22 protein-coding genes and 1 rRNA gene are annotated in these 22,213 nt (G+C 39.3%); 9 read left to right on the forward strand and 14 right to left on the reverse strand.

The window, feature by feature from the left end:
- Positions 1–133: 133 nt before the first annotated feature.
- The 3 genes from MKY09_RS16580 to MKY09_RS16590 form a co-directional block, all read right to left on the reverse strand.
- Positions 134–1,687: ribosomal RNA gene (locus MKY09_RS16580) — 16S ribosomal RNA — on the reverse strand.
- Positions 1,688–2,218: 531 nt separating this feature from the next.
- Positions 2,219–2,734 (reverse strand): hypothetical protein, encoded by a 516-nt coding sequence (locus tag MKY09_RS16585; RefSeq protein ID WP_342567136.1) that lies wholly within the window; start codon positions 2,732–2,734, stop codon positions 2,219–2,221.
- Positions 2,735–2,750: 16 nt separating this feature from the next.
- Positions 2,751–3,398 (reverse strand): hemolysin III family protein, encoded by a 648-nt coding sequence (locus MKY09_RS16590; protein WP_342567137.1) that lies wholly within the window; start codon positions 3,396–3,398, stop codon positions 2,751–2,753.
- 159 nt (positions 3,399–3,557) lie between these two features.
- On the opposite strand from MKY09_RS16590, the gene MKY09_RS16595 reads away from it, so the two are divergent.
- Positions 3,558–4,307 (forward strand): NRDE family protein, encoded by a 750-nt coding sequence (locus MKY09_RS16595; RefSeq protein ID WP_342567138.1) that lies wholly within the window; start codon positions 3,558–3,560, stop codon positions 4,305–4,307.
- Positions 4,308–4,650: 343 nt separating this feature from the next.
- Here MKY09_RS16595 and MKY09_RS16600 read toward each other — a convergent pair whose 3' ends face one another.
- Positions 4,651–6,030, reverse strand: a complete 1,380-nt coding sequence (locus MKY09_RS16600; RefSeq protein ID WP_342567139.1) for an SEC-C metal-binding domain-containing protein — start codon at positions 6,028–6,030, stop codon at positions 4,651–4,653.
- Positions 6,031–6,256: 226 nt separating this feature from the next.
- The gene (locus MKY09_RS16605) at positions 6,257–7,063 is read right to left on the reverse strand and encodes an MBL fold metallo-hydrolase (protein ID WP_342567140.1); all 807 of its coding nucleotides are present in this window, start codon (positions 7,061–7,063) and stop codon (positions 6,257–6,259) included.
- 367 nt (positions 7,064–7,430) lie between these two features.
- On the opposite strand from MKY09_RS16605, the gene MKY09_RS16610 reads away from it, so the two are divergent.
- Positions 7,431–7,631, forward strand: a complete 201-nt coding sequence (locus tag MKY09_RS16610) for a cold-shock protein (protein WP_169361140.1) — start codon at positions 7,431–7,433, stop codon at positions 7,629–7,631.
- A gap of 59 nt (positions 7,632–7,690) precedes the next feature.
- On the opposite strand, the gene MKY09_RS16615 is transcribed toward MKY09_RS16610, so the two are convergent.
- Together MKY09_RS16615 and MKY09_RS16620 are read right to left on the reverse strand one after the other, a co-directional pair.
- Positions 7,691–8,248, reverse strand: coding sequence for a DUF6434 domain-containing protein (locus tag MKY09_RS16615; RefSeq protein WP_342567141.1), 558 nt, complete (start codon positions 8,246–8,248; stop codon positions 7,691–7,693).
- Positions 8,229–8,384 (reverse strand): hypothetical protein, encoded by a 156-nt coding sequence (locus MKY09_RS16620; protein WP_342567142.1) that lies wholly within the window; start codon positions 8,382–8,384, stop codon positions 8,229–8,231. Before MKY09_RS16620 ends, MKY09_RS16615 begins: the two co-directional genes overlap by 20 nt.
- 189 nt (positions 8,385–8,573) lie before the next feature.
- Here MKY09_RS16620 and MKY09_RS16625 point away from each other — a divergent pair, with 189 nt between their 5' ends.
- Positions 8,574–10,262, forward strand: coding sequence for a methyl-accepting chemotaxis protein (locus MKY09_RS16625; protein WP_342567143.1), 1,689 nt, complete (start codon positions 8,574–8,576; stop codon positions 10,260–10,262).
- Between the two features lie 60 nt (positions 10,263–10,322).
- Here MKY09_RS16625 and MKY09_RS16630 read toward each other — a convergent pair whose 3' ends face one another.
- Both MKY09_RS16630 and MKY09_RS16635 read right to left on the reverse strand, forming a co-directional pair.
- The gene (locus MKY09_RS16630) at positions 10,323–11,063 is read right to left on the reverse strand and encodes an SEC-C metal-binding domain-containing protein (protein ID WP_342567144.1); all 741 of its coding nucleotides are present in this window, start codon (positions 11,061–11,063) and stop codon (positions 10,323–10,325) included.
- Between the two features lie 51 nt (positions 11,064–11,114).
- Positions 11,115–11,477: a hypothetical protein gene (locus MKY09_RS16635; protein WP_342567145.1), complete on the reverse strand. Its 363-nt coding sequence runs from the start codon at positions 11,475–11,477 to the stop codon at positions 11,115–11,117.
- Between the two features lie 170 nt (positions 11,478–11,647).
- Here MKY09_RS16635 and MKY09_RS16640 point away from each other — a divergent pair, with 170 nt between their 5' ends.
- Genes MKY09_RS16640 through MKY09_RS16655 form a run of 4 tightly spaced genes read left to right on the forward strand, consistent with a single transcriptional unit; the run spans position 11,648 to position 14,047 of the window.
- Positions 11,648–12,367 (forward strand): ABC transporter ATP-binding protein, encoded by a 720-nt coding sequence (locus MKY09_RS16640; protein WP_342567146.1) that lies wholly within the window; start codon positions 11,648–11,650, stop codon positions 12,365–12,367.
- Between the two features lie 12 nt (positions 12,368–12,379).
- Entirely contained in the window at positions 12,380–13,123 is a 744-nt protein-coding gene (locus MKY09_RS16645) for an ABC transporter permease (protein WP_342567147.1), read from the forward strand.
- A gap of 51 nt (positions 13,124–13,174) precedes the next feature.
- The gene (locus tag MKY09_RS16650) at positions 13,175–13,630 is read left to right on the forward strand and encodes a LytTR family DNA-binding domain-containing protein (RefSeq protein WP_342567148.1); all 456 of its coding nucleotides are present in this window, start codon (positions 13,175–13,177) and stop codon (positions 13,628–13,630) included.
- Positions 13,631–14,047 (forward strand): DUF3021 domain-containing protein, encoded by a 417-nt coding sequence (locus tag MKY09_RS16655; RefSeq protein WP_169361133.1) that lies wholly within the window; start codon positions 13,631–13,633, stop codon positions 14,045–14,047.
- Positions 14,048–14,080: 33 nt separating this feature from the next.
- Here the strand turns inward: MKY09_RS16655 and MKY09_RS16660 are convergent, their stop codons facing one another.
- From MKY09_RS16660 to MKY09_RS16670, 3 genes are all read right to left on the reverse strand, one after another.
- Positions 14,081–15,253, reverse strand: coding sequence for a substrate-binding domain-containing protein (locus MKY09_RS16660; protein WP_342567149.1), 1,173 nt, complete (start codon positions 15,251–15,253; stop codon positions 14,081–14,083).
- Positions 15,254–15,268: 15 nt separating this feature from the next.
- Positions 15,269–16,084, reverse strand: a complete 816-nt coding sequence (locus tag MKY09_RS16665) for a VanW family protein (protein WP_342567150.1) — start codon at positions 16,082–16,084, stop codon at positions 15,269–15,271.
- A gap of 147 nt (positions 16,085–16,231) precedes the next feature.
- The gene (locus MKY09_RS16670; RefSeq protein ID WP_169361130.1) at positions 16,232–16,846 is read right to left on the reverse strand and encodes a PH domain-containing protein; all 615 of its coding nucleotides are present in this window, start codon (positions 16,844–16,846) and stop codon (positions 16,232–16,234) included.
- Positions 16,847–16,969: 123 nt separating this feature from the next.
- On the opposite strand from MKY09_RS16670, the gene MKY09_RS16675 reads away from it, so the two are divergent.
- Complete coding sequence (locus tag MKY09_RS16675; protein ID WP_342567151.1) at positions 16,970–19,117, forward strand: M28 family peptidase; 2,148 nt, start codon at positions 16,970–16,972, stop codon at positions 19,115–19,117.
- Positions 19,118–19,328: 211 nt separating this feature from the next.
- On the opposite strand, the gene MKY09_RS16680 is transcribed toward MKY09_RS16675, so the two are convergent.
- Positions 19,329–20,288 carry a D-2-hydroxyacid dehydrogenase family protein gene (locus MKY09_RS16680; RefSeq protein ID WP_342567152.1) on the reverse strand — a complete coding sequence of 320 codons (960 nt, stop codon included), beginning with the start codon at positions 20,286–20,288 and terminating at the stop codon, positions 19,329–19,331.
- A gap of 20 nt (positions 20,289–20,308) precedes the next feature.
- Complete coding sequence (locus tag MKY09_RS16685; RefSeq protein ID WP_251557087.1) at positions 20,309–21,043, reverse strand: sulfite exporter TauE/SafE family protein; 735 nt, start codon at positions 21,041–21,043, stop codon at positions 20,309–20,311.
- A gap of 161 nt (positions 21,044–21,204) precedes the next feature.
- Between MKY09_RS16685 and MKY09_RS16690 the strand changes: the two genes are divergently transcribed.
- Positions 21,205–22,197 carry a PQQ-dependent sugar dehydrogenase gene (locus MKY09_RS16690; protein WP_169361126.1) on the forward strand — a complete coding sequence of 331 codons (993 nt, stop codon included), beginning with the start codon at positions 21,205–21,207 and terminating at the stop codon, positions 22,195–22,197.
- The last annotated feature ends 16 nt before the right edge of the window (positions 22,198–22,213 follow it).

A 22,213-nucleotide genomic window follows, 5' to 3' on the forward strand; every position in this document is an offset into this window, starting at 1 on the left:
TTTGATGTCGTTTTATCCAGTTTTCAAAGAACAAGTTAAAAAGCTTTAAATGCTCATATAGAATGAACATTCAAAACTGAACTGCAAAACGTTAAGATACAGATAAAGATCTGTATTCCGAATATATCCTTAGAAAGGAGGTGATCCAGCCGCACCTTCCGATACGGCTACCTTGTTACGACTTCACCCCAATCATCTGTCCCACCTTCGGCGGCTGGCTCCCAAAAGGGTTACCCCACCGACTTCGGGTGTTACAAACTCTCGTGGTGTGACGGGCGGTGTGTACAAGGCCCGGGAACGTATTCACCGTGGCATGCTGATCCACGATTACTAGCGATTCCGGCTTCATGTAGGCGAGTTGCAGCCTACAATCCGAACTGAGAACGGTTTTATGGGATTTGCTCACCCTCGCGGGGTTGCGACCCTCTGTACCGTCCATTGTAGCACGTGTGTAGCCCAGGTCATAAGGGGCATGATGATTTGACGTCATCCCCACCTTCCTCCGGTTTATCACCGGCAGTCACCTTAGAGTGCCCAACTGAATGCTGGCAACTAAGATCAAGGGTTGCGCTCGTTGCGGGACTTAACCCAACATCTCACGACACGAGCTGACGACAACCATGCACCACCTGTCACCGCTGTCCCCGAAGGGAAAAGCCTATCTCTAGGCCGGTCAGCGGGATGTCAAGACCTGGTAAGGTTCTTCGCGTTGCTTCGAATTAAACCACATGCTCCACCGCTTGTGCGGGCCCCCGTCAATTCCTTTGAGTTTCAGTCTTGCGACCGTACTCCCCAGGCGGAGTGCTTAATGCGTTAGCTGCAGCACTAAGGGGCGGAAACCCCCTAACACTTAGCACTCATCGTTTACGGCGTGGACTACCAGGGTATCTAATCCTGTTTGCTCCCCACGCTTTCGCGCCTCAGCGTCAGTTACAGACCAGAAAGCCGCCTTCGCCACTGGTGTTCCTCCAAATCTCTACGCATTTCACCGCTACACTTGGAATTCCGCTTTCCTCTTCTGTACTCAAGTCCCCCAGTTTCCAATGACCCTCCACGGTTGAGCCGTGGGCTTTCACATCAGACTTAAAGGACCGCCTGCGCGCGCTTTACGCCCAATAATTCCGGACAACGCTTGCCACCTACGTATTACCGCGGCTGCTGGCACGTAGTTAGCCGTGGCTTTCTAATGAGGTACCGTCAAGGTACGAGCAGTTACTCTCGTACTTGTTCTTCCCTCACAACAGAGTTTTACGATCCGAAAACCTTCTTCACTCACGCGGCGTTGCTCCATCAGACTTTCGTCCATTGTGGAAGATTCCCTACTGCTGCCTCCCGTAGGAGTCTGGGCCGTGTCTCAGTCCCAGTGTGGCCGATCACCCTCTCAGGTCGGCTACGCATCGTCGCCTTGGTGAGCCGTTACCTCACCAACTAGCTAATGCGCCGCGGGCCCATCCTGTAGTGACAGCCGAGACCGTCTTTTAACATTTCCTCATGTGAGGTAATGGATTATTCGGTATTAGCCCCGGTTTCCCGGAGTTATCCCAATCTACAGGGCAGGTTGCCCACGTGTTACTCACCCGTCCGCCGCTAAATCAGAAGAAGCAAGCTTCTTCATCATCCGCTCGACTTGCATGTATTAGGCACGCCGCCAGCGTTCGTCCTGAGCCAGGATCAAACTCTCCATAATAGAGAACTTAAAAAGCTCATTTTGTTTTGCTGGCATCATCATTAAATGATGTCAAAAATTGTTTTGCGTCAATCAAGCCGAAGCTTGTTGATGCTATATGTCTTAACGTTTTGCATGTTCAGTTTTCAATGTTCATTGTGTCAGCCAAACTTGTTTACCTCTTGGCGACTTCTACAATATTACTCTCGTTTATATTATAAGTCAACACTTTTTAAAAACTTTTTTAAAAAGAATTTAGTAAAGCGTTATTACCTCCTCAAAGTTAGCATTAACAAAGGGTTTTCTAGATTTGTAATAAGTGTATCCAATACATTTTAAAATACTTTCCTTCTATAAATATATTAGACTATCACTTACCGTTTGCGAATATTTGTTTATCCAGCCCGCGCCTTCTCCAATCTATCTAGACAACTTATTAAATAGACATATCGCTTTTCTCTAATAAAAGAAGCAACTGAAAAGTAACAACATTACTTTTCGCTGCTTTAATCTTTTTCTATTAAAGAGCCTGCAATATATAATACAGACGCATTAAATATCATGAAGAAGTTCCAACGATTCGATTACACTAGCGAGGAAGTCCTCTATTTCACTCATGTTATCCTCATTGATTTTTTGCTGGAAGCTTAGCAAAGTTGTATTTACGTAGTTTTGCTCCAAGTGTCCGTATTCAAAGCTCACATGCTGCTTGATCGTTATGTCACCTTCCCATATTTGCTTTAGGGCTAACTCAATACTCCTACACTCTGTAGGCACATCCATTACATCTTTTTGAAATTTCAACTGAAGTGTACAGCCAGGATTCTTTCCCGGAGTCTCCAAGATTTCTGATGCGAGCTCCTCCAAGGAAGCTTCTATAATAATCTCAGCTGAGACTGCGGGTTTATCGAATAGGACAAACTCAATAGAGAAATCTCTTTTTATAATAGAGAAGTCCATCCGGTCTGTTCGGTTGATTATATTAATTTTACGTTCTATGTTGTCTAGATCATATACATGATTCTCAAATGCTACCTTTACATTTTCGAAGACAGTTGGGTCATACATGCGATTTCCTCCTTGGTTATGCAGGAATAGGCAATAGTGTCATGATAGCGAAGAAAACTAAAATAGCAGCTACAAGAACAAATACATGCCATACTGCGTGATGATATGGAAAGCCTCTCCACACGTAAAAGATTGCTCCTCCGGTATATAGCAAGCCACCAAGTGCTAGTAAAACAAGGCCCTCTGTAGACATGTTCGTGATTAGGGGCTTCCATGCAAATACTATTAGCCAGCCCATCACTACATATAGAATCGTGGAGGTATGTAAAAAACGCTTAACAAAATAGGCTTTGAACACAGTACCTGCTATCGCTAGCCCCCACATGATACCAAACAACGTCCAACCAAGCGGCCCTTTTACTACTATAAACAGAAGTGGTGTGTAGGAGCCTGCTATCAGATAATAAATAGAAGAGTGGTCCATGATTTCAAAAAAGTCTTTAGCTCTCCCTGCCGGAAAAGCATGTACGAGGGTCGACGACGTAAACAATAGCACCATGGATGCTCCAAACAGTGTGAAGCTCACCACATGCCATGCATCCCCATACTTGACGGATGAAACAATCAAAATAACAAGTGCTGCTATACTAAGAAGCGTACCAACGCCATGTATGATTGCATTTGCTAGCTCTTCTCGTTTAGAAAAAATATGTGTATTACTCAATATCGTTCATCTCCATTAAATCGTTTATTCCATTTTATCCTACCACTTTTCATTAATAAAAGCAGACACTCGTTAAATTTGAGTTGATATAATAAGATAAGTATATAAGTAGAGTTTCTGTGATCTTCTGACAAACTAGTATAAAAAGGAGCAATCGTTATGTGTCTCGTTAATTTTCAATTTCAAGTGCATCCTAACTATCCCCTCATAGTTGTTGCCAATCGTGATGAGTTTTATGAGCGTCCAACTGAGCCGGCTCATTTTTGGGAAGACCATCCAACTATACTTGCAGGACGTGATTTACTGCAAATGGGTACATGGCTTGGAGTTTCTAAAGCTGGTCGCTTTGCTGCGTTGACAAACTTTCGTGATCCACAGCTTAAGCCCGGTCATCTTTCTCGTGGAGATATTGTTCGAGACTTTTTGATCGGACATCAAGACCCACTAGACTTTATCGAGGAATTAAAGAAAAGTAGAGACAGCTATGGCGGCTATAATATTGTCATTGGGGATAGTCATCAATTGTTCCACTATAACAACATCCTGGATGAAATGAATGAAGTTTCACCTGGTACACATAGCTTAAGCAACCACACCTTGAACACCCCTTGGCCTAAAGTGGAGAAAGGAAAGCAGAGATTAGATGAATATCTTCTATTAGATAACATAGAGGTAGAGCCTCTATTTAAGCTGTTAAAAGACGAAGAAGTAGCACAGGATTCTGAGCTTCCGGATACTGGTGTGGGAATAGAGCTTGAACGCAGCCTATCTCCTCTTTTTATCAAAATGCCAAACTACGGTACACGCTCCTCGACTGTTTTGCTAATGGACGAAAACCAAAACATTACTTTTGCAGAACGCACCTATTATAAAGGTAAAATGCATTCTGAGAAATTTTTTGAAATATAAAAGAGCTGGGATATAACTAGTCAATAAATTAAAAGACGTAAAATCAAGTTGCTGATTTCACGTCTTTACTATAGTGGTAACCGATTTTAATAAAAAACTCTCTATTATTGTTGTTTGGAGAGGAGAGCGGCGACTCCTGGGGGAAAAGCACGAGCTGAAAGCCCCGGACTGAGCGCAGCGAGGGAATTTCAAGGAGGGAAAACTAAGAACGTCACATCGTGTGACAACGTTTTCCTGACCAACATCCTGTTGGCCTAAGCCGTGCCCCCGGAAAGCGTCCGCTGTAACGGAAAACAACTACGCTTATTTTGAGGGAACTTTTGTCCTGATCTCTTTCTCTAACTTATTTACCACAGCATTTTTTATACTTTTTACCACTGCCACAAGGACAAGGGTCATTTCGGCCAACCTTTGTATCAGTTCTTGTAGTCTCTGCTTTAGTTGAGGCTGTTTTTAGGTCTGGCTGCTCCATCAATGTGATCTCGTGAGGCGTATGTCCTCTATTGATCCAAAGGCGAGTTGTTACAGATACGAAGGCAATTGCCTGTACATACTTATTAAAAAGTTCTTGATCTTGTATTTGATGACGCACCGCAAATTGCTGGGCAACCATATTAATACTGCTGCCAACTGTTTGCATCTCACGGATTAGTTGATCCATGTTTTCTTTAATCATTAAGGAGCTGCCACCAAAGAAATCCTTTTGCATCATGGAAGCAAGCTTTTCTTGATAGATTGTTGCTTCATAATAGTTCGCATCCGCATAGCGCAGAAGCTCTTCCTTTGCCGGGATATAATAAGGCTTCCCGTTCGCATTATCCTTTATGATTTTATAGTCATTGGGACGTATCGTTGTATGTATGAATTCATCTTTTTCCACACGTACAGATTGATTTTGTAGCGATTCCAAAGAATTATCTACAAATGACAATAATTCATTTCTCGTCAATGCTTTATTGTTTTGTGCATTATAAATCTCTAGAAATTTAGGGAAAACAATGACCCCGTAAAGGTTGGTACAAGCAACTACATATTTTAATACCGTTTCCTTATCTTCTATCTCACCTTGTGGGCTGGATTTCACACCTCGATACTTATCCGAAAGAACAAGATAGTTATCATGGTCGATTTTGTCCCATTCTGTTTTTTTGTATTTCACAAATTTTAACAAGTCATTTGTTCTGTCTATATCAAATGGTTTATACCCCTGTTGCTCTGCCCATCCAAACATATGTAAGTAATCAGGATGATTTGGATTATCCATAATTTTTTTAAACTCTTCAAACCCTGGGGGACCACCGACATCTTCGGGTGGGGCAGTTCCTTCTCCCTCTAATATAGTAGGAAAACCAAAATAGTAATCCTCAACTGTCTCTTCTAACTCTACATGAATACGCCAATCGTCTCCGAAGTCGTAGTTATAAATGAGGTGACCCTGTTCCTGAAGATACGAGTCAATCTTGATACGGGTTGGCTGTTTAACCTCTCTACCCTCGTACTTCTTTCCTTTATACTCATGTAAGATCGTTTCATTATTCGTAATGTATTTATCGTTTGTTGCTATTCCAAAGGAATGATAAGCTTCCATCGTGCTTCGGAAATTTGTCACGTATTGAATGGTCTCATGAAGTCTATTAAATGTCGCATCTGCCGGCAGAATAACCCGTCTCCACACCTTCGGATCTACGTGCTCAAATGATAATTTTAAAATATAAGCTTTCAAATAAATTCACCTTCCTCCTTTAATCATACGGTATTAAGCGGTTTTCATCGAGTAAAAACTACTTTTGGGAGTAGACTTATGCAAGTATTCTATTTAATGTATTTTAGCAGGGTCTATTTCTGCTCGAATAGAGTATCACATTAGTAAATATGGCTTGTATATAAACCACGAAAAGCTAGTCCACCCGTCAGGCAAGGACTCTACTATGTAATTAGTCCTTTTCATACTACCGCTCGTTAATAACCGACCGGATGATATGAAAGGAGCTCCACTCACCCAGAGAAAACCGATTAATAGAATATTTCTTTGGAAAAATAATACTGGTAATCTCTTTTTCACTTTTCCCCTCGGCGTGAAGCTGCAAAATCTTTTGCTGCATCTCTAATAAATAATGTAACTTTCTCTCTAAGTATCTTCTTCCCTTTTCTAAATACCCTGCATGACAGCAGTAGACATCCCCAAAATCATAGGTGAGGACCCGTTGAAGGGATTCTATGATGGTTGGAATACTTTCTTCTCGAAGTATAATCTTTGTTCGTTCTTGGCAATAAAGGTCACCTGTAAACAATTGACCCGTTTGTTTATTGAGAAAGGCTACATGATCCTTGGCATGACCAGGTGTAGGGATAACATCCCAAGTAGCATTTTTAGAGGTAAATGTATCGCCTAACGGATTAGCTTTAAATGGCTGTCTCTTTCCCCAAAAAAGCTTACGGTAAAGCGGATAGTCTGCTTTCTTTTGACAGTGATCTATAAAATGTTCTTTCATATAAATGGGTTTTCCCAGCTCCTGCAAATAAGCAGCACAGCCAGTATGGTCCTCATGATGGTGAGTAATCATGACCTTCTCCACCTCTTGCTGCTTCAAGAAAGGTTTGAGCTCGTTCTCTAGTGACTGTGATCCCGTATCAATGAGGACACCATCTACCACGAAACAATGTACATTTAACCTCACGCCTTGAAAAGACACCTTTCCATTCGCCATTATTACCCCACTTTTAGTCGAAACATCGAATTGTTTTTTGAAAAGCATCTCAACCACCCCTATAAACAAAGATTTATTTTAGAAAAGAATACCATAAAATGAATGACTATTCACTCTATTTAAGGTCTTCAAGTGCTGGTATCACTGCGTTACCTTTAAGAAAAGCAGTAGACTTAAGTGCTTCTACTTATTCGGTTAATAAAAGAATTTTAAATAACCTAAGTACATTACTGGACAAATGACATTAAACGTTATATACTAAGTTCAATAGTTAAATTGCTTCAAAAGAAAACATTGAATTCACATATTACAAAAAGTGATCGTGAAATGTTTGTCGATACTTTTTCTAATATGTGAATTTTTTTATCTGTTGAAAGATTTATATTATTTAATTTATTTTATGGAGGTTTTTTACATGACACAAGGTACAGTAAAATGGTTTAACGCAGAAAAAGGTTTTGGATTTATCGAGGTTGAAGGTGGAAGCGACGTATTCGCTCATTTCTCAGCTATCCAAGGTGACGGATTCAAATCTCTTGACGAAGGTCAAAAAGTTGAATTTGATATCGAAGAAGGTAACCGCGGACCACAAGCAGTTAACATCGTAAAACTTTAATTCTTCGGAATTAATTTGATAAAAGCCGTACACTCGAAGCAATTCGAATGTACGGCTTTTTATTGTTGATATTTATTACTTCCTGGTAGCTGCTTAATAGTATTCCATGCTTGAATAGCATCCTGACGTGTCTTCCCTTTATTGTTAGGATCTGCAAAGAAATCTTTCGTGAATTGGTTATATTCAAATTGAGGTGCAATCGCTTTCGAGAAAGCCGGATCTCTCTTACGTTCTTCCTCCTCCATCCAAGCGTTCACTGCATCCCGATATGTATTTCCTATATTGTTTTTAAAATAATTTTGAATATAAGTAGAGAAATGAAATTTCGGTCCTATAGCTTCCTGAAAAAATGCCCTTACTTGTTGGCTACACCGATGTCCTTCTGTTATAACAGTATCCAAAGAAAGTGGTTCATCTACTTTAGAGATTTTAGCTCTTCTGACTGGCTGGAGTATTTCTCCTGAGTGAAGGAATACCTCTATTCGATTAGCAATTTCTCCTTTCGAACCGGCTGGGCTTATAAGGTGCTCTCTACAAAACGCTTGGAGCTCTTCCTTTAACCAATAATACTGTTTAAATTTTTCTATGTTTATATCTTTAGTTAGTTGTGGTCTCATCCCTTTTCCCTCCAGTTAACCGACCTACTAATACCGTAGGATATATAAAACCCTTTTCCTTCCATTGTAACACTCCAGCAACTATTGTTAATATCCCATCCATATTAAACTGTACACGATTATCTCCATATAGCACCCCTCCCCCATTCTTACTTTAAAGGGTGGAGTTAACTCCATGTCACCATGTTTTATTAAGATAAATTATTTATTAATTTTTTATCAATAACTTCCAATTATCAATAATTTTCCATAATCACACTTCAAATACCAATACTAATAGCCGATAAAAACGAGGTGATTATATTTACGGGAAAGAAGGCAGCTTATGAGTATCGGAAAAAAGTTAAACATCGCATTTATCGTCATTATAGTTTTGTTATTAATCTCTACTGTAACAGCTATGCTTACATCTGCTAATGTAGAATCTAAGGTGGATGAGGCGCTTGATTATAGAGTCACCCAATTACGAGTAATTGACGAAATACGTTTTGGTATTGGAATGCAGGGGCAATATTCTCAAGAATTGTTAATCGATAATTCTCCGGAAACGAAGGAGCAGCTTGAATACTATATCCAGTATGTGGATGAGCAAATTGCTCAAATAGCTTCTCTTGCAAACTCTAAAACAATGAAAGCTTATGTAGAGGAGATTTATGTTTATAAAAATGAGTTCAATGAAGCTTCAGATATATATTTGGAGTATGCCAAAACTGGTGTTATTAGCTCTGGGTCTAGAATTTTAAAGGACCGAATTACTCCCGCTAACGATGGTATATTAGAAGTTGCACAAAAAATGCTTGATTATCAAGATAAAGAACTGAAAAAAATCTCTCAAGAAACAGATGGTGCAATGACTCTATCTAACATTGTAGCAATTGTTATGTTAGTATTCGTTTTGCTAAATGGAGTTCTCCTTATGTGGTTCACTCGTAAGCAAATCTCTAATCCGTTAATAAAAATGGTAGACGCAGCCGAAATAATTGCTACTGGAGATTTATCGGTGGAGGATTTGAACTACTCTTCCAATGATGAAATTGGAAAGCTAGCTACAGCTACTAATCAAATGAAAAATAATCTTCAAATGTTACTTAAAAGAATCCATGAAAATTCAGAGCATCTAAGTGCGGCTGCCGAAGAGCTATCCGCAAGCACCGAAGAGGTAACTGCTTCTACAAATGAAATGGCTAACCGAGCTAATGATACTTTAGAAGCCTCATCTTCTGCTGCCCAGTCGGCCAATGAAAGTTCTCGAGCTATGGAAGAGACTGCAACGGGAGTTCAACGAATTGCCGAATCGACACAGCACTTATACGACAACTCGAACCAAACTTATCAAACGGCACTGGCTGGAGGTAAGATTATTCAACAGGCAAGTGAACAGATGAACACCATAAATCATTCCTCTGAGATGATGAATAATTTAGTTCAAAAACTAAGTAAACAAACCTTGGAAATTGAAAATATAACTAATGTAATTACGAATATTACAGAGCAGACTAACCTACTAGCACTCAATGCGGCGATTGAAGCAGCACGAGCTGGCGAGCATGGGAAAGGATTTGCAGTTGTTGCAGACGAGGTTCGTAAGCTTGCTGAGGAATCTAGACAATCCGCCAATCAAATTGTTGATTTGATAAAGGATATCAAACTAGATACAGGCAATGTAGAAAAAGCAGCTGAGGAATCACTAGAATCTGTAACAGTTGGAGTGAAGATTATTGGAGATGCCGGTCATGCTTTTCAAGAAATCGTTACTGCAGTAGAACAGATGAACGTTCAAATCGAAGAGATCTCAGCTACTTCTGAAGAGATTTCCGCATCTGCTGAACAAGTTTCTGCTTCTGCCATGGAAATCGCTAACGGGGCTGTAAATGCTTCCACCAATGTTGAAGGTATTGCTGCCGCTATTGAGGAACAAACTGCTACCATGGAACAGGTCAGCGGTGTAGCAATTGAACTTTCACAAAATGCACAGGACTTACAAGAGGAAATAAATAAATTTAAGCTAGCATAAAATGCTGCCGGGCATATGAGTCCGGCAGCATTTTATATTTAAATGGCTATGCTTAATATCTCATTTCCCACAGCATTTTTTATATTTTTTTCCACTACCACAAGGACAGGGATCATTTCTACCGACCTTTTCGCTTACTGCTGGCTGAGGTGCTTGTGCTTGTTGCTCTTGTTCGAATTCTATGGCGTTTTGTTCGGCAATTTGCTTCCACTCTTCCATAGATGGATGGGAACGTCCCATTACTGTATAGAACGCATAAAGCGTCTGTTCAAGATCAATTAATCCACCATGATAGCCGTTATGGAGATAATCCTCTATCAACGGGAAGGCTTGCTCTGTTAATTGGGCTGTCAGGGATTCGATAACCGTCTCTTTACCACTTTCATCTAATTTGTCGTAGCTCTTTACCAGCACTTCTATTGCCTTTTCAGTTTTTGTTTCTTTTAAAATACTAGCAGCATAAATACACGTCTCATTCTTCATCGCATATGGAGCAACTGCTTCTACTACGTCATCCGTCTGAAAGCTACTTAACGCAACTGCCAATTCTTCTAATAGAATTTCTTCTTCTCTACCTAGTAGGGATACAAGTGTAGGTATATATTCGTTTAACTGTAGTAGGCCAACCGCTCTTACTGCTAAAATACCAAACACCGAGAAAAACTTTTCCCCTAGTTCTTGCTGAAGGGTCTTCTCTACTTCCTGCTTCCCATAGCTGCCAACATCAATCAGTCGCCCAAGCAGCTTTTTCGACTTCTGAAATTCAAGTGCATTAAAGCCATCGCGGTTAACGTCACCCACAACGTCCTCATACGTTTTCCAAAGTGTATCCTCGCTTGCCTCCAACAGTAGCTAATTGAAATCAGTATACTCTGTTCCTATATAGGGAGTAAGCTGTTCGGCTTTGTCTACAAGAACCCGTGAAGGAAGGTTCATGACATATTGAAGGACTAGATGTCTTTTCGATTTTTTTACCTTTTGGAGGAGCTTCATCAGAATCGGGAACGTTTCTTCTGTAACGTTATTTTCTTGTCCCCAGACTAGAATAGTATCTCTTTCTTGTTCATCAGCATGTAGTGCATTCGTCAGTTGTTCATTTACCACCTTGCTAGGTGTAAATGGAAATTGATTTAGTACATACGATGCAAATTCTCTGACCAATCTCTCTTCATGATTGATAAGGGGGGTTACTTTGTTTAAGAATGATTGACTCATTAGAATTCCTCCTTTGATACTATCAATATACTTCCTTTTAGTAGTTAAATGCAACTGACCAATCAATTCCTACAGGTTGGCCAAACTAAAATACCTCTTACCGAAATACGCTCGAATACCTCCTCATCTCATCATACAATTAGTTTATAAGAAAAACGGGAGTGATATTTGTGCATATCATTGAAGTTAGAAATTTAAAAAAATCGTACGGGGAGAAGGAGGTTTTAAAAGGAATAGATTTTCAAGCGTCACCTGGAGAAGTCATAGGGGTGATAGGAAAAAATGGAGCAGGTAAATCTACTTTTTTAGAAATTCTTATGACCATCAAACAATTTGATACAGGAATTGTCTATGTGCTGGAAGAAGACATTCGATTAGCCTCCATGAGCCGTTTAGAAGAACTTAGAAAACAAATTGCTGTCGTTCTTCAGCCAACCCAATTTTATCGAACATTAAAGGTGGAGGAATTATTAAAATTGTTTAGGTCTTACTATAGGTCCTCCATTGCTTTAGAAAAAATTATACAAGACTTCAATTTAGATCCCCATCGCCACAAGTATTTCGATAAATTATCAGGTGGTTGGAAGCAGATTGTTAGCCTAGCGATTGCATTTTTGTGCGAGCCCAAGCTACTTATATTAGATGAGCCAACTACCGGATTAGATCCACATATGCGTAATTTGTTATGGTCTTATATTACTGAATACAATGAACGCACTGGGGGCACTGTCATCTTGACTACCCACAATATGGATGAGGTGGAGATATACTGTGACAAGGTTTTACTTATCAATAATGGAATAACTGAAGTTTTTTCAACTACTGACAGTATTTTAGCTTTAGGCTATCGTTCTGTACATGATTTTTATCTTCAAAAAGTTGATATTTAGGAGGCAATTCTAATGCTAGCTACACAATTAAAATATGATTTCCTTATGTTTAGTAGAGAAGTCTTTTATATGTTTTTCACCATTATTATCCCACCCGTAACGTATATTTTTATGGGACAGTTATATGGGGAAATGACGTATGATCATGGTCTAAACTATGCTCAATCTTACACACCATCCTTTATATTACTCATCACATTTACGGTAATATTTTTTGCTTTTGGCTTTGATCAGGTTAACCACCGTATAACTGGTGTGGAAAAACGAATACGCTTGTCTCCTGTTCCCAAAAACATTTTACTCGCCTCAAGCATTTTACGAGCGATTATTATTACGACCTTAGGTTATCTTATGATACTTAGCATTGGATTAGTTATGTATGATTTATCCTTCGTCCTACTCGATATGTTTTCTTCCTATGCTTTTTTTATAGCTATGAACATTGTCTTACTAATCATGGCATCTGCTATTTATTCCTTATTTGATAATATAAACAGTGCTCTTGTATTTTCTATCGTTATTATGCAAATCATTATTTTTACCGGCGGCTTCGCACAGCCAATTAACCTAATGCCAAACTTTATACAAGTATCAGCAAAGCTTAACCCACTCTATCATATGAATAACATGTTTATAGATGTATGGAACGGCCAGCTCTCTCTAACTATTGAAACCATTCTCGCTGGAAGCTATATTGGAGTACTTCTATTTGTATCGGTTCTTATTATTCGCTTCATGCACAAGCGGAAAATCTAAAGACAATTATTATCAGAACCTTTACACTATTAAAGAAGAGAGGTGTCAAAGATGAAAGTATCGTTAAATATTGATAGTGATTTTAAAGAGACGTTGGTTAAAATTGAAACACCTACGCTAGATGGACCAGTCCAGGACTTACTGGAATTTATAAAAGGCAGTGAAATAGAATTTTTAGTTGGAAAAATCGATGAAATGCAACACATCTTAAAGCCCGCGGATATTCATTATTTTCATACAGATCAGGAAGCAGTCTATGCAGTAACAGAAACCGGCTCATACAAATTAAAGGAAAAGCTATATGAGCTAGAGGAAATGCTACCATCAAGCAAATTTATACGTTTATCAAAATCTGTTATAGCAAACCTCTATGAGCTTAATCGATTTGAAGCTTCTTTCAATGGAACGCTATGTGTGTATTTTAAATCCGGAGCAAAGGAATATGTGTCTAGGACATACGTCGCTCACATTAAGGACGCACTGAAAATGAATAGGAGGAAAAAATAAATGAAAACATTTTTGTTTAGAAGTATGATTGGGATTTTCTTTGGAGCATTCATATCAGTAGTTTTTACAAGCGGGGTAGTACTCTTTAGCGACAGAGAAACGTTAAACGGGGCTTTGTTTCTAAAAAATTCTTTAGGCTCTATATTTTGTGGTTGGTTATTTACAGTAACCCCACTCTACTTTGAGAATAAGCGTTTTACTATGATGCAGGCTACCGGTTTCCATTTTCTTACCGTCTTCGTAGCATATTTTATCTTAGCTTTCTTTATTGGCTGGATACCATTTACTTTGTTAAGCTTTGGAATTGGCCTGGCAATTTTCATTATTGTTTATATTTTACATTGGCTGGCATTCTACTACTATTTCCGTCTACAAGCCAAAAAATTGAACGAAAATTTAAATTCTATCTCGGAATAACAAGGAGCTGCTTCGGGTAGGAGCAGCTCTTTGTTATTCAATCATTGGCACGTAACCCGTTTTCTCAACCAGCTCCTGACCCTGAGGAGATAGAATCCATTCTATAAACTCATCAACATGAGGATTATCCGTATTAGTTGTCACTAAATAAAATTCAGATGCAATCGGATACTGGTTGTTACGAATATTTTCTATTGTAGGTGCAATTCCGTTTATATTTAATAGTTTAATCTGATCGTTCTTAACCATTTCGTTCGAATAGAATCGGAATGTGTACCCGATTGCGTTTTTATAATTCTTGTATTGAGCTACTTCTTCAATGATTCCCCCCATCCCACTAACAATATCTTCAGTCGGTGCTTCCATTAAAGGAATTTCTCCCATTAGATTTTCTAAAGCCGTTTGACTCCCACTGCCTTCGGGACGCTGGAATGCTCGTATAGAATCGTCGCTTCCCCCGACATCCTGCCAATTATTAATGCTCCCTGAGTAAATATCCTGAATTTGTTGAAGGCTGAGCTCATTAATTTCATTTTTTTGGTGGACAAAGAACACGAATGCTTCTCTGCCAATCGGTGTGAGTTTAAGCTCCACACCATTACGCTTTGCATAATTGATTTGCGCCTTAGAGGGGCCTGCAACAAAGATCATATCTACTTTACCTTCAATCAAATTATTGTAAGCATCAGGAGTCGTATTTACCATGACTTCACTGGAGCTTGGCTCATATGTTTTATCGGGATAAACCGCTTGAGCAAAAGAAGCATACAAAGGATACAAAGCCGTTGCTCCATCCAACCTTGGTAAGTCCTCTGTAATTTTAAATGTTGACTCCTCCTCTAGAGTTGCAATTTTTAAAGGCTCCATGAATGGTTGATAGTCCCAAACATTTAATTCTGCATCTACCGTCGGAATATTTTTCTCATATATTTTTTTGACTGGAGTAATTGCACTGATCACTAAGGCCACTCCCATGATCCCTAAAACCCACTGCTTTCTTTTTTTAGTAGTAAAAAAATTAAACAAATGGAATAGGTAAAATAAATACAGTACAATCACTCCAGTAGCCAGCAGCGAGATATAATGCATATTTCCAGTTAAAACAATTACAATAAAGAGGAATGAGCCAAAGAAAAAAATACAGATTAACCAAAATACCGCGTATAAAATTTTATCACTCAAGGACTTTTGTTTTCTTTCCTCCATTTTTACCAACTCCTATTACTCACTAGATGTCGTTAACATTGGCTCATACATCATGATTGCATGATTTTGAGCAATAAACTCATCGTCTATTAATTCACTTTGCATATTATAGGCTCTCCTATAAATACTGTTATGTCGGACATAGCCACCCCAATATTCCAAGGAAATCAAATGATCCTTCTCATACACCTCGTATGTTCTAGTAGAAGGATTATCTGCTCTCCATTCCCCTACTAGATGGGTATCGGTTAGATACAGTACTAGTTGATAAGCCTGCTTAGTATCATTTTTGATTTGCAAATCCAGGTAGTTATATGCACATGTAGCTCCACTTCCAAAAGGTTGACTTCGGTTAGAGTCCGGGAATACATCATAGCTATGTCGATACCTTTCCTTCACCTGAAGTGGTGTATGTAATGTAATCCAGTAAATAAGGTTTGATAGCTGGCAAAGCCCTCCACCTACTCCAACAGTAACTTTTCCATAGTGTAAAATCATTCCTTCAACGTATCCCTTTCTCTTACTCGTATTTCCAATTAATCGCCAATAAGAGAATGTTTCACCTGGTTGGACGATGACACCATTTAATTGCTTAATAGCTATTTTAAGATTAGTAATTTTATTGTGCTGCAGCCACATGTCTACGTCTTTTAATTCACGTAGCAACTGGGTTTGATGAGTCGCAATGATCTCCGATTTTCTGGTTGATTGCTTTTTTAAAGCATACTTTTTCTTCCCAGCATACCAATCCATATAACGCTTCATACGGAAATACTTCTTCCCAAAGTAGATACGCATCCGACTTCTATTTCTCGGTTCAAGTGATTCCATTATCCACTTCAACTCCCTATAAATGGTATACAATCAATAATAGACCATTTATTCAGAAATAAGAAGATATTTTGGGAACCTAACACTGCTCCTAGTTACGAGATAAAATATAAAAACCACTACCTTTAATAGGTAGTGGCATACTTTTTAAGCATTTATAAATAATTCAAATACGTCCTTGAAGTCTTTTTTCATGTATTTGTCTTTTTGCTCTAGCATCCAGTTGGAGGAAAACTGGGTTATCGATTCGAACGAAGACAATGGAGTAATGTCTTTACTTTCCATCTTTCCTACTGACTGGGCAGCGTAGCCTAAGCTATTTTGAGCAATATCAAATTTCTTTTTGTTGTCTAGCATTTGAGTTGATATGGTATGGATTGCCTTATAAAGATCTTTGATTTCCGTAGCAAACTTTTTATGGATATCTATGCTTAATGGCACATTTCCAATCGTGAACTTAATCTCCATATCCAGATCGATAGTTCCTGCAGTTTCAAGCGCTACATCGGTGATTGGATAGTAAGCATAATCATAGCGACGAAGCGTTCTTTTCTTACTAAGGGCATTCTCTCCGTCTACATGAATTAAAGCAAGGTTAGTAAAGCAATATTCATCTGCCTTAGTTTTAATAAGAAAATAAACCACTTCACCTGCTTCATGCATGACAAAATCATCAGACTCCGTTTTATCAAAATCTGCTTTAGAAACAACCACTCCAATGTCTGAAATACCCAATGCATCTGACGCCAACTTTTTAAACATATGATCGCTCTCCTTTACGTAACTTTATCCTATCGTACTCCTTTCTATTCACAAAGAAAAGTGGTAAAAATTATTATTTTTTGATAATATTAATTTCTACATGAGAGGAAAGGAATGTGATAAATGAAAAAGTTAGCAAAAGTACTTGCAATATCGTTTCTTGTAGGGCTTACTCTTACAGGCTGTAAGGACGAAGAGGCAAAAGATGATCAAGATAAAGTAAAGGACGGAGTAATCAATCAGTTAAAAGATGATTATTTATCATCTGTTGATGTAGATTATGCCTATGAATTTACTAAAAGCTTAGAAGAGTTTAAAACAAATGAAAAGCTTGGATACCGAACAGCTGGTTCTGAGGCAGAACTCAAGACCGGAGAAAAAATTGGACAAGAAATGGAGAAAATCGGCCTTACAGAAGTAACGAAGGACGAGTTTACTTTAGATACTTGGACATTTGAAAAAGCCGATTTAACGTTTACGGATGAAAACGGTAAAGAGCATTTAGCGGTTCTTGGTGGCTACCAGGTTAATTTCAATACAAATGGCGTCAAGGAATACGACATTGTTTACGGTGGCAAGGCCACAGCTGAGGACTTAGATGGACTCGACATCGAAGGCAAGCTCGTTTTAATAGACATAAATCAGCGTGAGGAATGGTGGATCAACTACCCCGCATACCAAGCTCATGTAAAAGGTGCAGCAGGAGTTATAGCTGTACAGGAAGCTGGTTATGGAGAAGTCTCTCCAGATGCCTTAAATGCTCAAGATTTTTGTGGACCGGATGATGCTCCTGCATTTTCCATGTCCCAAACGGATGGAAATAAGTTAAAAAAATCATTGGAAGCTAGTGAGACGGGCTCCTTGAAAGTGAAATTTGATGCAAAATCTACTGTTGAAATGGATGGCAAATCCTATAATTATTATGGAAAAATCGTAGGGAAGGATCCAGAGTCTTATATTATCTTATCTGCCCATTATGATTCCTACTTCACAGGATTCCAGGATGATCATGCTGCCATAGGATTATTGATGGGAGTAGCCAAGGGTCTAATCGATAGCGGCTATCAGCCAGAAAAAACGATTATCTTTAACGCACTTGCTGCTGAAGAGTGGGGAGTTTCAAACTCTCGCTATGACTGGTCCACTGGTGCATACAATCAAATATTTAACATTCACCCAGAATGGGCTGGAAAAGCATTTGCTAACATGAACTTTGAGCTCCCTGCATATGAGCACACGACGCAGGACGAAATTCGTGCTACATACGAATTGAACAATTACCTTACAGAATTCTCTAAAGATGTTCCAGCGGTAGAAGGTGTTTATAAGGATGGAATTTCTGTAATATCTCCATTGCGTACTTGGTCAGATGATTTTTCCTTTAATATTGCAGGGGTTCCAGCTTTACGCAATGATTTCCAAGATAGCGATTTTATGCGCTCTCATTACCATTCACAATTTGATACCGAAGAAACGTATAATGAGGACGCTTTTAAATTCCACTTGAATTTATATGGTCTTCTAACTATGCATTACGACAAAACAGCTGTGGTGCCTTTAGACTTTACCACTCGTTTGAATGCTATGAAGGAAACAATTGATGAAAATGCCTTTGAACAAGCAGAGGTATCTAAGGACGAGCTGATTGACGAAATTGACCATGTAATGGATACAGCAAAGGATGTAAACAAAAGAGTTGCAAAGATTAATGAGGATTACTTAAATGCCATAGCTAAAGACGACCAAGCTGCGGCTAAAAAGCTTTATAACGAAAGCCGTCAGCTTAATAGTGATTTATTAGCTGCATTCAAGCATGCTGAGGACAGCTTCACTCGCCTGACTTGGGAAGACGTTGTTATATTCCCTTACGAGCACGCACAAAACAATATAAATAATTTATCGCTTTCTATTGAAGCGTTAGAAGATGGAGATCTTGCTACACCTTTGGATGAATATTTATGGAACATCGATAACAACTGGTATGCCTATGATTTCGATCAAGAAGTATTTGATTACTTCACAGACTACGTGATAGATGCACCTGCCCAAAAGCTGATGTGGGGTGCTGGAAGAATTGTTGGTCATGAAGATCTGTACGAAGTCATCCATTCTCTTAAAGAAAAAAGCGACATAGAAAATGCTGACTTAACAGAAGAAATTGAATCACTCAAACAATCATTAACCAATCAAAAAGCTTTACTAAAAACAACTACCTCAGAGCAAGTTGCTGATTTAAGAGAGCTAGGCAGACAGTTAGAAAATTTGAAGTAAGATAGAAAAAGGCACAAGACTATGGGATAGTCTTGTGCCTCTTTTGTATGAATCGGTCGGTTTTCATTCATAATCGATCGGTTTTGCCGGATTATCGGTCGGTTCTCATTCATTATCGGTCGGTTCTCGCTCATAATCGGTCGGTTTTCCCGGATAATCGGTCGGTTCGCGCTATTAATCGGTCGGTCCCCCTAATTATTGGCCCACTGGCTTAATTTATCTTCCGAATTTCTGCTCCCTCAAGAAAAGCTACAATGTCCTCTACCGCTTCTGTAAAGTAGACGCGGTAATTATGTTCACTTACATATCCTAAATGAGGGGTTGCCAGGACGTTAGGTAGCGTACGATATGGATGTTTCTCTGGCATTGGCTCTTCCTCAAATACATCTAAGCCTGCTCCTGCAATCCTGTTTTCTTCTAGTGCTTTTATTAATGCCTCTTGGTCTACGATTGCTGCTCGTGATGTATTGATGAGATAGGCGCTACGCTTCATCTGCTCTAATTCCTGCTTGCCTATTATTCCTCTTGTTCTGTCACTTAATACAAGGTGAACCGACACGAAGTCACTTGTTTTCAAGAGCTCTTCCTTTGAATTTGCTAAACGAACTCCTAGTTTATCTGTATCTTCCTTCGTAAGGTTTTGACTCCATGCAATAACGTCCATCCCAAATGCTTGGGCTATCGTGGCCATACGTCCTCCGATTTTACCCAATCCAAGGAGTCCCAACGTTCTTCCGTGTAAATCCGCTCCTACTGTGCTTTGCCATGGACCGTTTTCTCTTAAAGCTCTATTCTCCAAAGTAATATTTCTAGCGAGATTTAAGAGTAGAGCCCAAGTAAGCTCAGTCGGTGGCTCCGAGGAGCTCGCAGTACCACAAACAGTTACTCCATACGTTGAAGCAGCAGCTAAATCAATCGAGGCATTCCTCATCCCTGAGGTGATTAAGAGTTTTAATTTAGGTAATTTTTCAAATAAAGAAGCCGTGAATGCAGTTCGTTCTCGCATAATCACAATAATTTCATACTCTTTGATTTCCTCTATTAAATCTTCTTCGTTTTCGAAATGCTGTGAGAAGGAGTGTACCTCCACCTGCTCCTCAATAGTCGCCCAGTCTGCCATTTTTAAAGCGACCTGCTGATAGTCATCTAAAATTGCACATTGTAATTTCATCGTCATTTCCTCCTCACTTATTATTTCACATAATCCCAAATTATTTGCACAATCAATAATACGGTTACTACTCTTAGTAAAGGCTTAATATGCTCTGATTTTAATTTTCGGGCAAGCCTTACACCTAGCTGCGCTCCAATAATTGCACCAATCATTAAAGCAATGGTCACTGGCCACATGATCTTCCCCGTGGATATATACGTAATAGAAGCACCAAAGCAGCTTGCGAATACACCGATTCTAGCAAGGCCAACAGCCCTGATGTATGCAATTTTCTCGCTAGCATACAAGTAAAGGGCAAGGGTGCTGCTCCCTGGGCCAAACATTCCATCATAAATGCCTATACCTAATAAGGATGGTATTGTTTTTCTATTCAACTGAAAGGTCGATGTCCCATCAAAATTTCCTTTTCCCATAAATGAGTTGATGAAAGCAAAGCTTAATAACAGGATGGCTATGACCATGAGTGTCTCCCCACTTAGAAAGGATGCCGTAAGTCCCCCTAAAATTCCTCCACCTAAACAAAATACTAGAACAGACAACGCTTCTTTCGCTGACACTTCCTTTTTAGTAAAAATAACTAAAAAGCTAGATAGGGAGCTCACAGTATTTGAAACCTTGTTGGCACCAATAGCTGAATGAATCGGTAAGCCCATTAGCAGCATCATTGGAAGACTGATCAGTCCTCCCCCTCCAACTAGCGTACCAACCATATTTCCTGCAATCCCAATAATAAAAAATATTAGAAATTCCATTATTTTTCCTTCTTTCTAAACTTCTCTGTTAATTCAGCATACTCCTCCATTTATGATAAGTAAATTTGATAGAATCTATCGTTTCTCATTTGTAAAACTTATGGTAAGGAGCAGGAATCTGCATTTCTTTCCTAGAAGTAGTAACTAGAGGAGGTTTTTATATGAAAAGACTCATACTTTTAACACTTCTATTAGTTGGTTGCTCAGAAGAAGCAGCTGAACCAGAAAAAGAAGCCGCAGATAAAATAGCAACCAATTTAGAAATCCCTTGGGCAATCAACCAACAGGACAGTATCTTTTATATATCAGAGAGAGTAGGTACAATAGCTGTCATTGATGGGTCTACCGTTACCCATGAGGAAGTCATTTTTTCGGATACCTTGTCCTCCGCGGCAGAAGCCGGACTTCTCGGCTTTGTATTAAAGTCTGACTTCAGTAAAACCAATGAGGCATTTGCCTATTATACGTATGACAAAGACGGGGAATCCTTTAATCGTGTAGTGACTCTAAAACGAGAGAATAATCAGTGGCAGGAAACTGAAATACACCTCGATGACATTAAGACCGGTAATATCCATCATGGTGGACGACTGGAGATAGGTCCTGATCATAAGCTATATGTAACTATTGGAGATGCAGGTGACCCTGAGCTTGCTCAGGACGAAAATTCCTTGAACGGTAAAATTGTGCGAATGGAAGAGGATGGATCATTCCAAATTTTCTCCTCTGGTCACCGTAACCCACAGGGACTTGCCTGGCACGAGAATGGGACTCTTTTTGAGGCAGAGCATGGCCAGTCAGCTAATGATGAGGTCAATTTAATTGAGCAAGGAAAGAACTATGGCTATCCCATCATTGAAGGATCTGAAACTAAGAACGGCTATGTAACACCGCTTATCACTTCTGGCAGTAACGAGACATGGGCACCCTCTGGAATAACCTTTCACAAAGGAAAGCTATATGTCGCTTCCCTACGCGGAGAAGCTGTAAAGGTCATGAATGTAGAAACTGGTAAGGTTGAACAATCCATCACTGGCTTCGGTAGGGTACGTGATGTCTTCTCTAATGGGGAATCGTTGTACTTTGTCACTAATAATACCGATGGACGTGGTAATCCAAGCGAAGAAGATGATATCTTATATAAATTAAACTAAATAAAGGAAGTAAAAA

The sequence above is a fragment of the Psychrobacillus sp. FSL K6-4046 genome (assembly GCF_038624605.1).
In the GTDB taxonomy this organism is placed as follows: Bacteria; Bacillota; Bacilli; order Bacillales_A; family Planococcaceae; genus Psychrobacillus.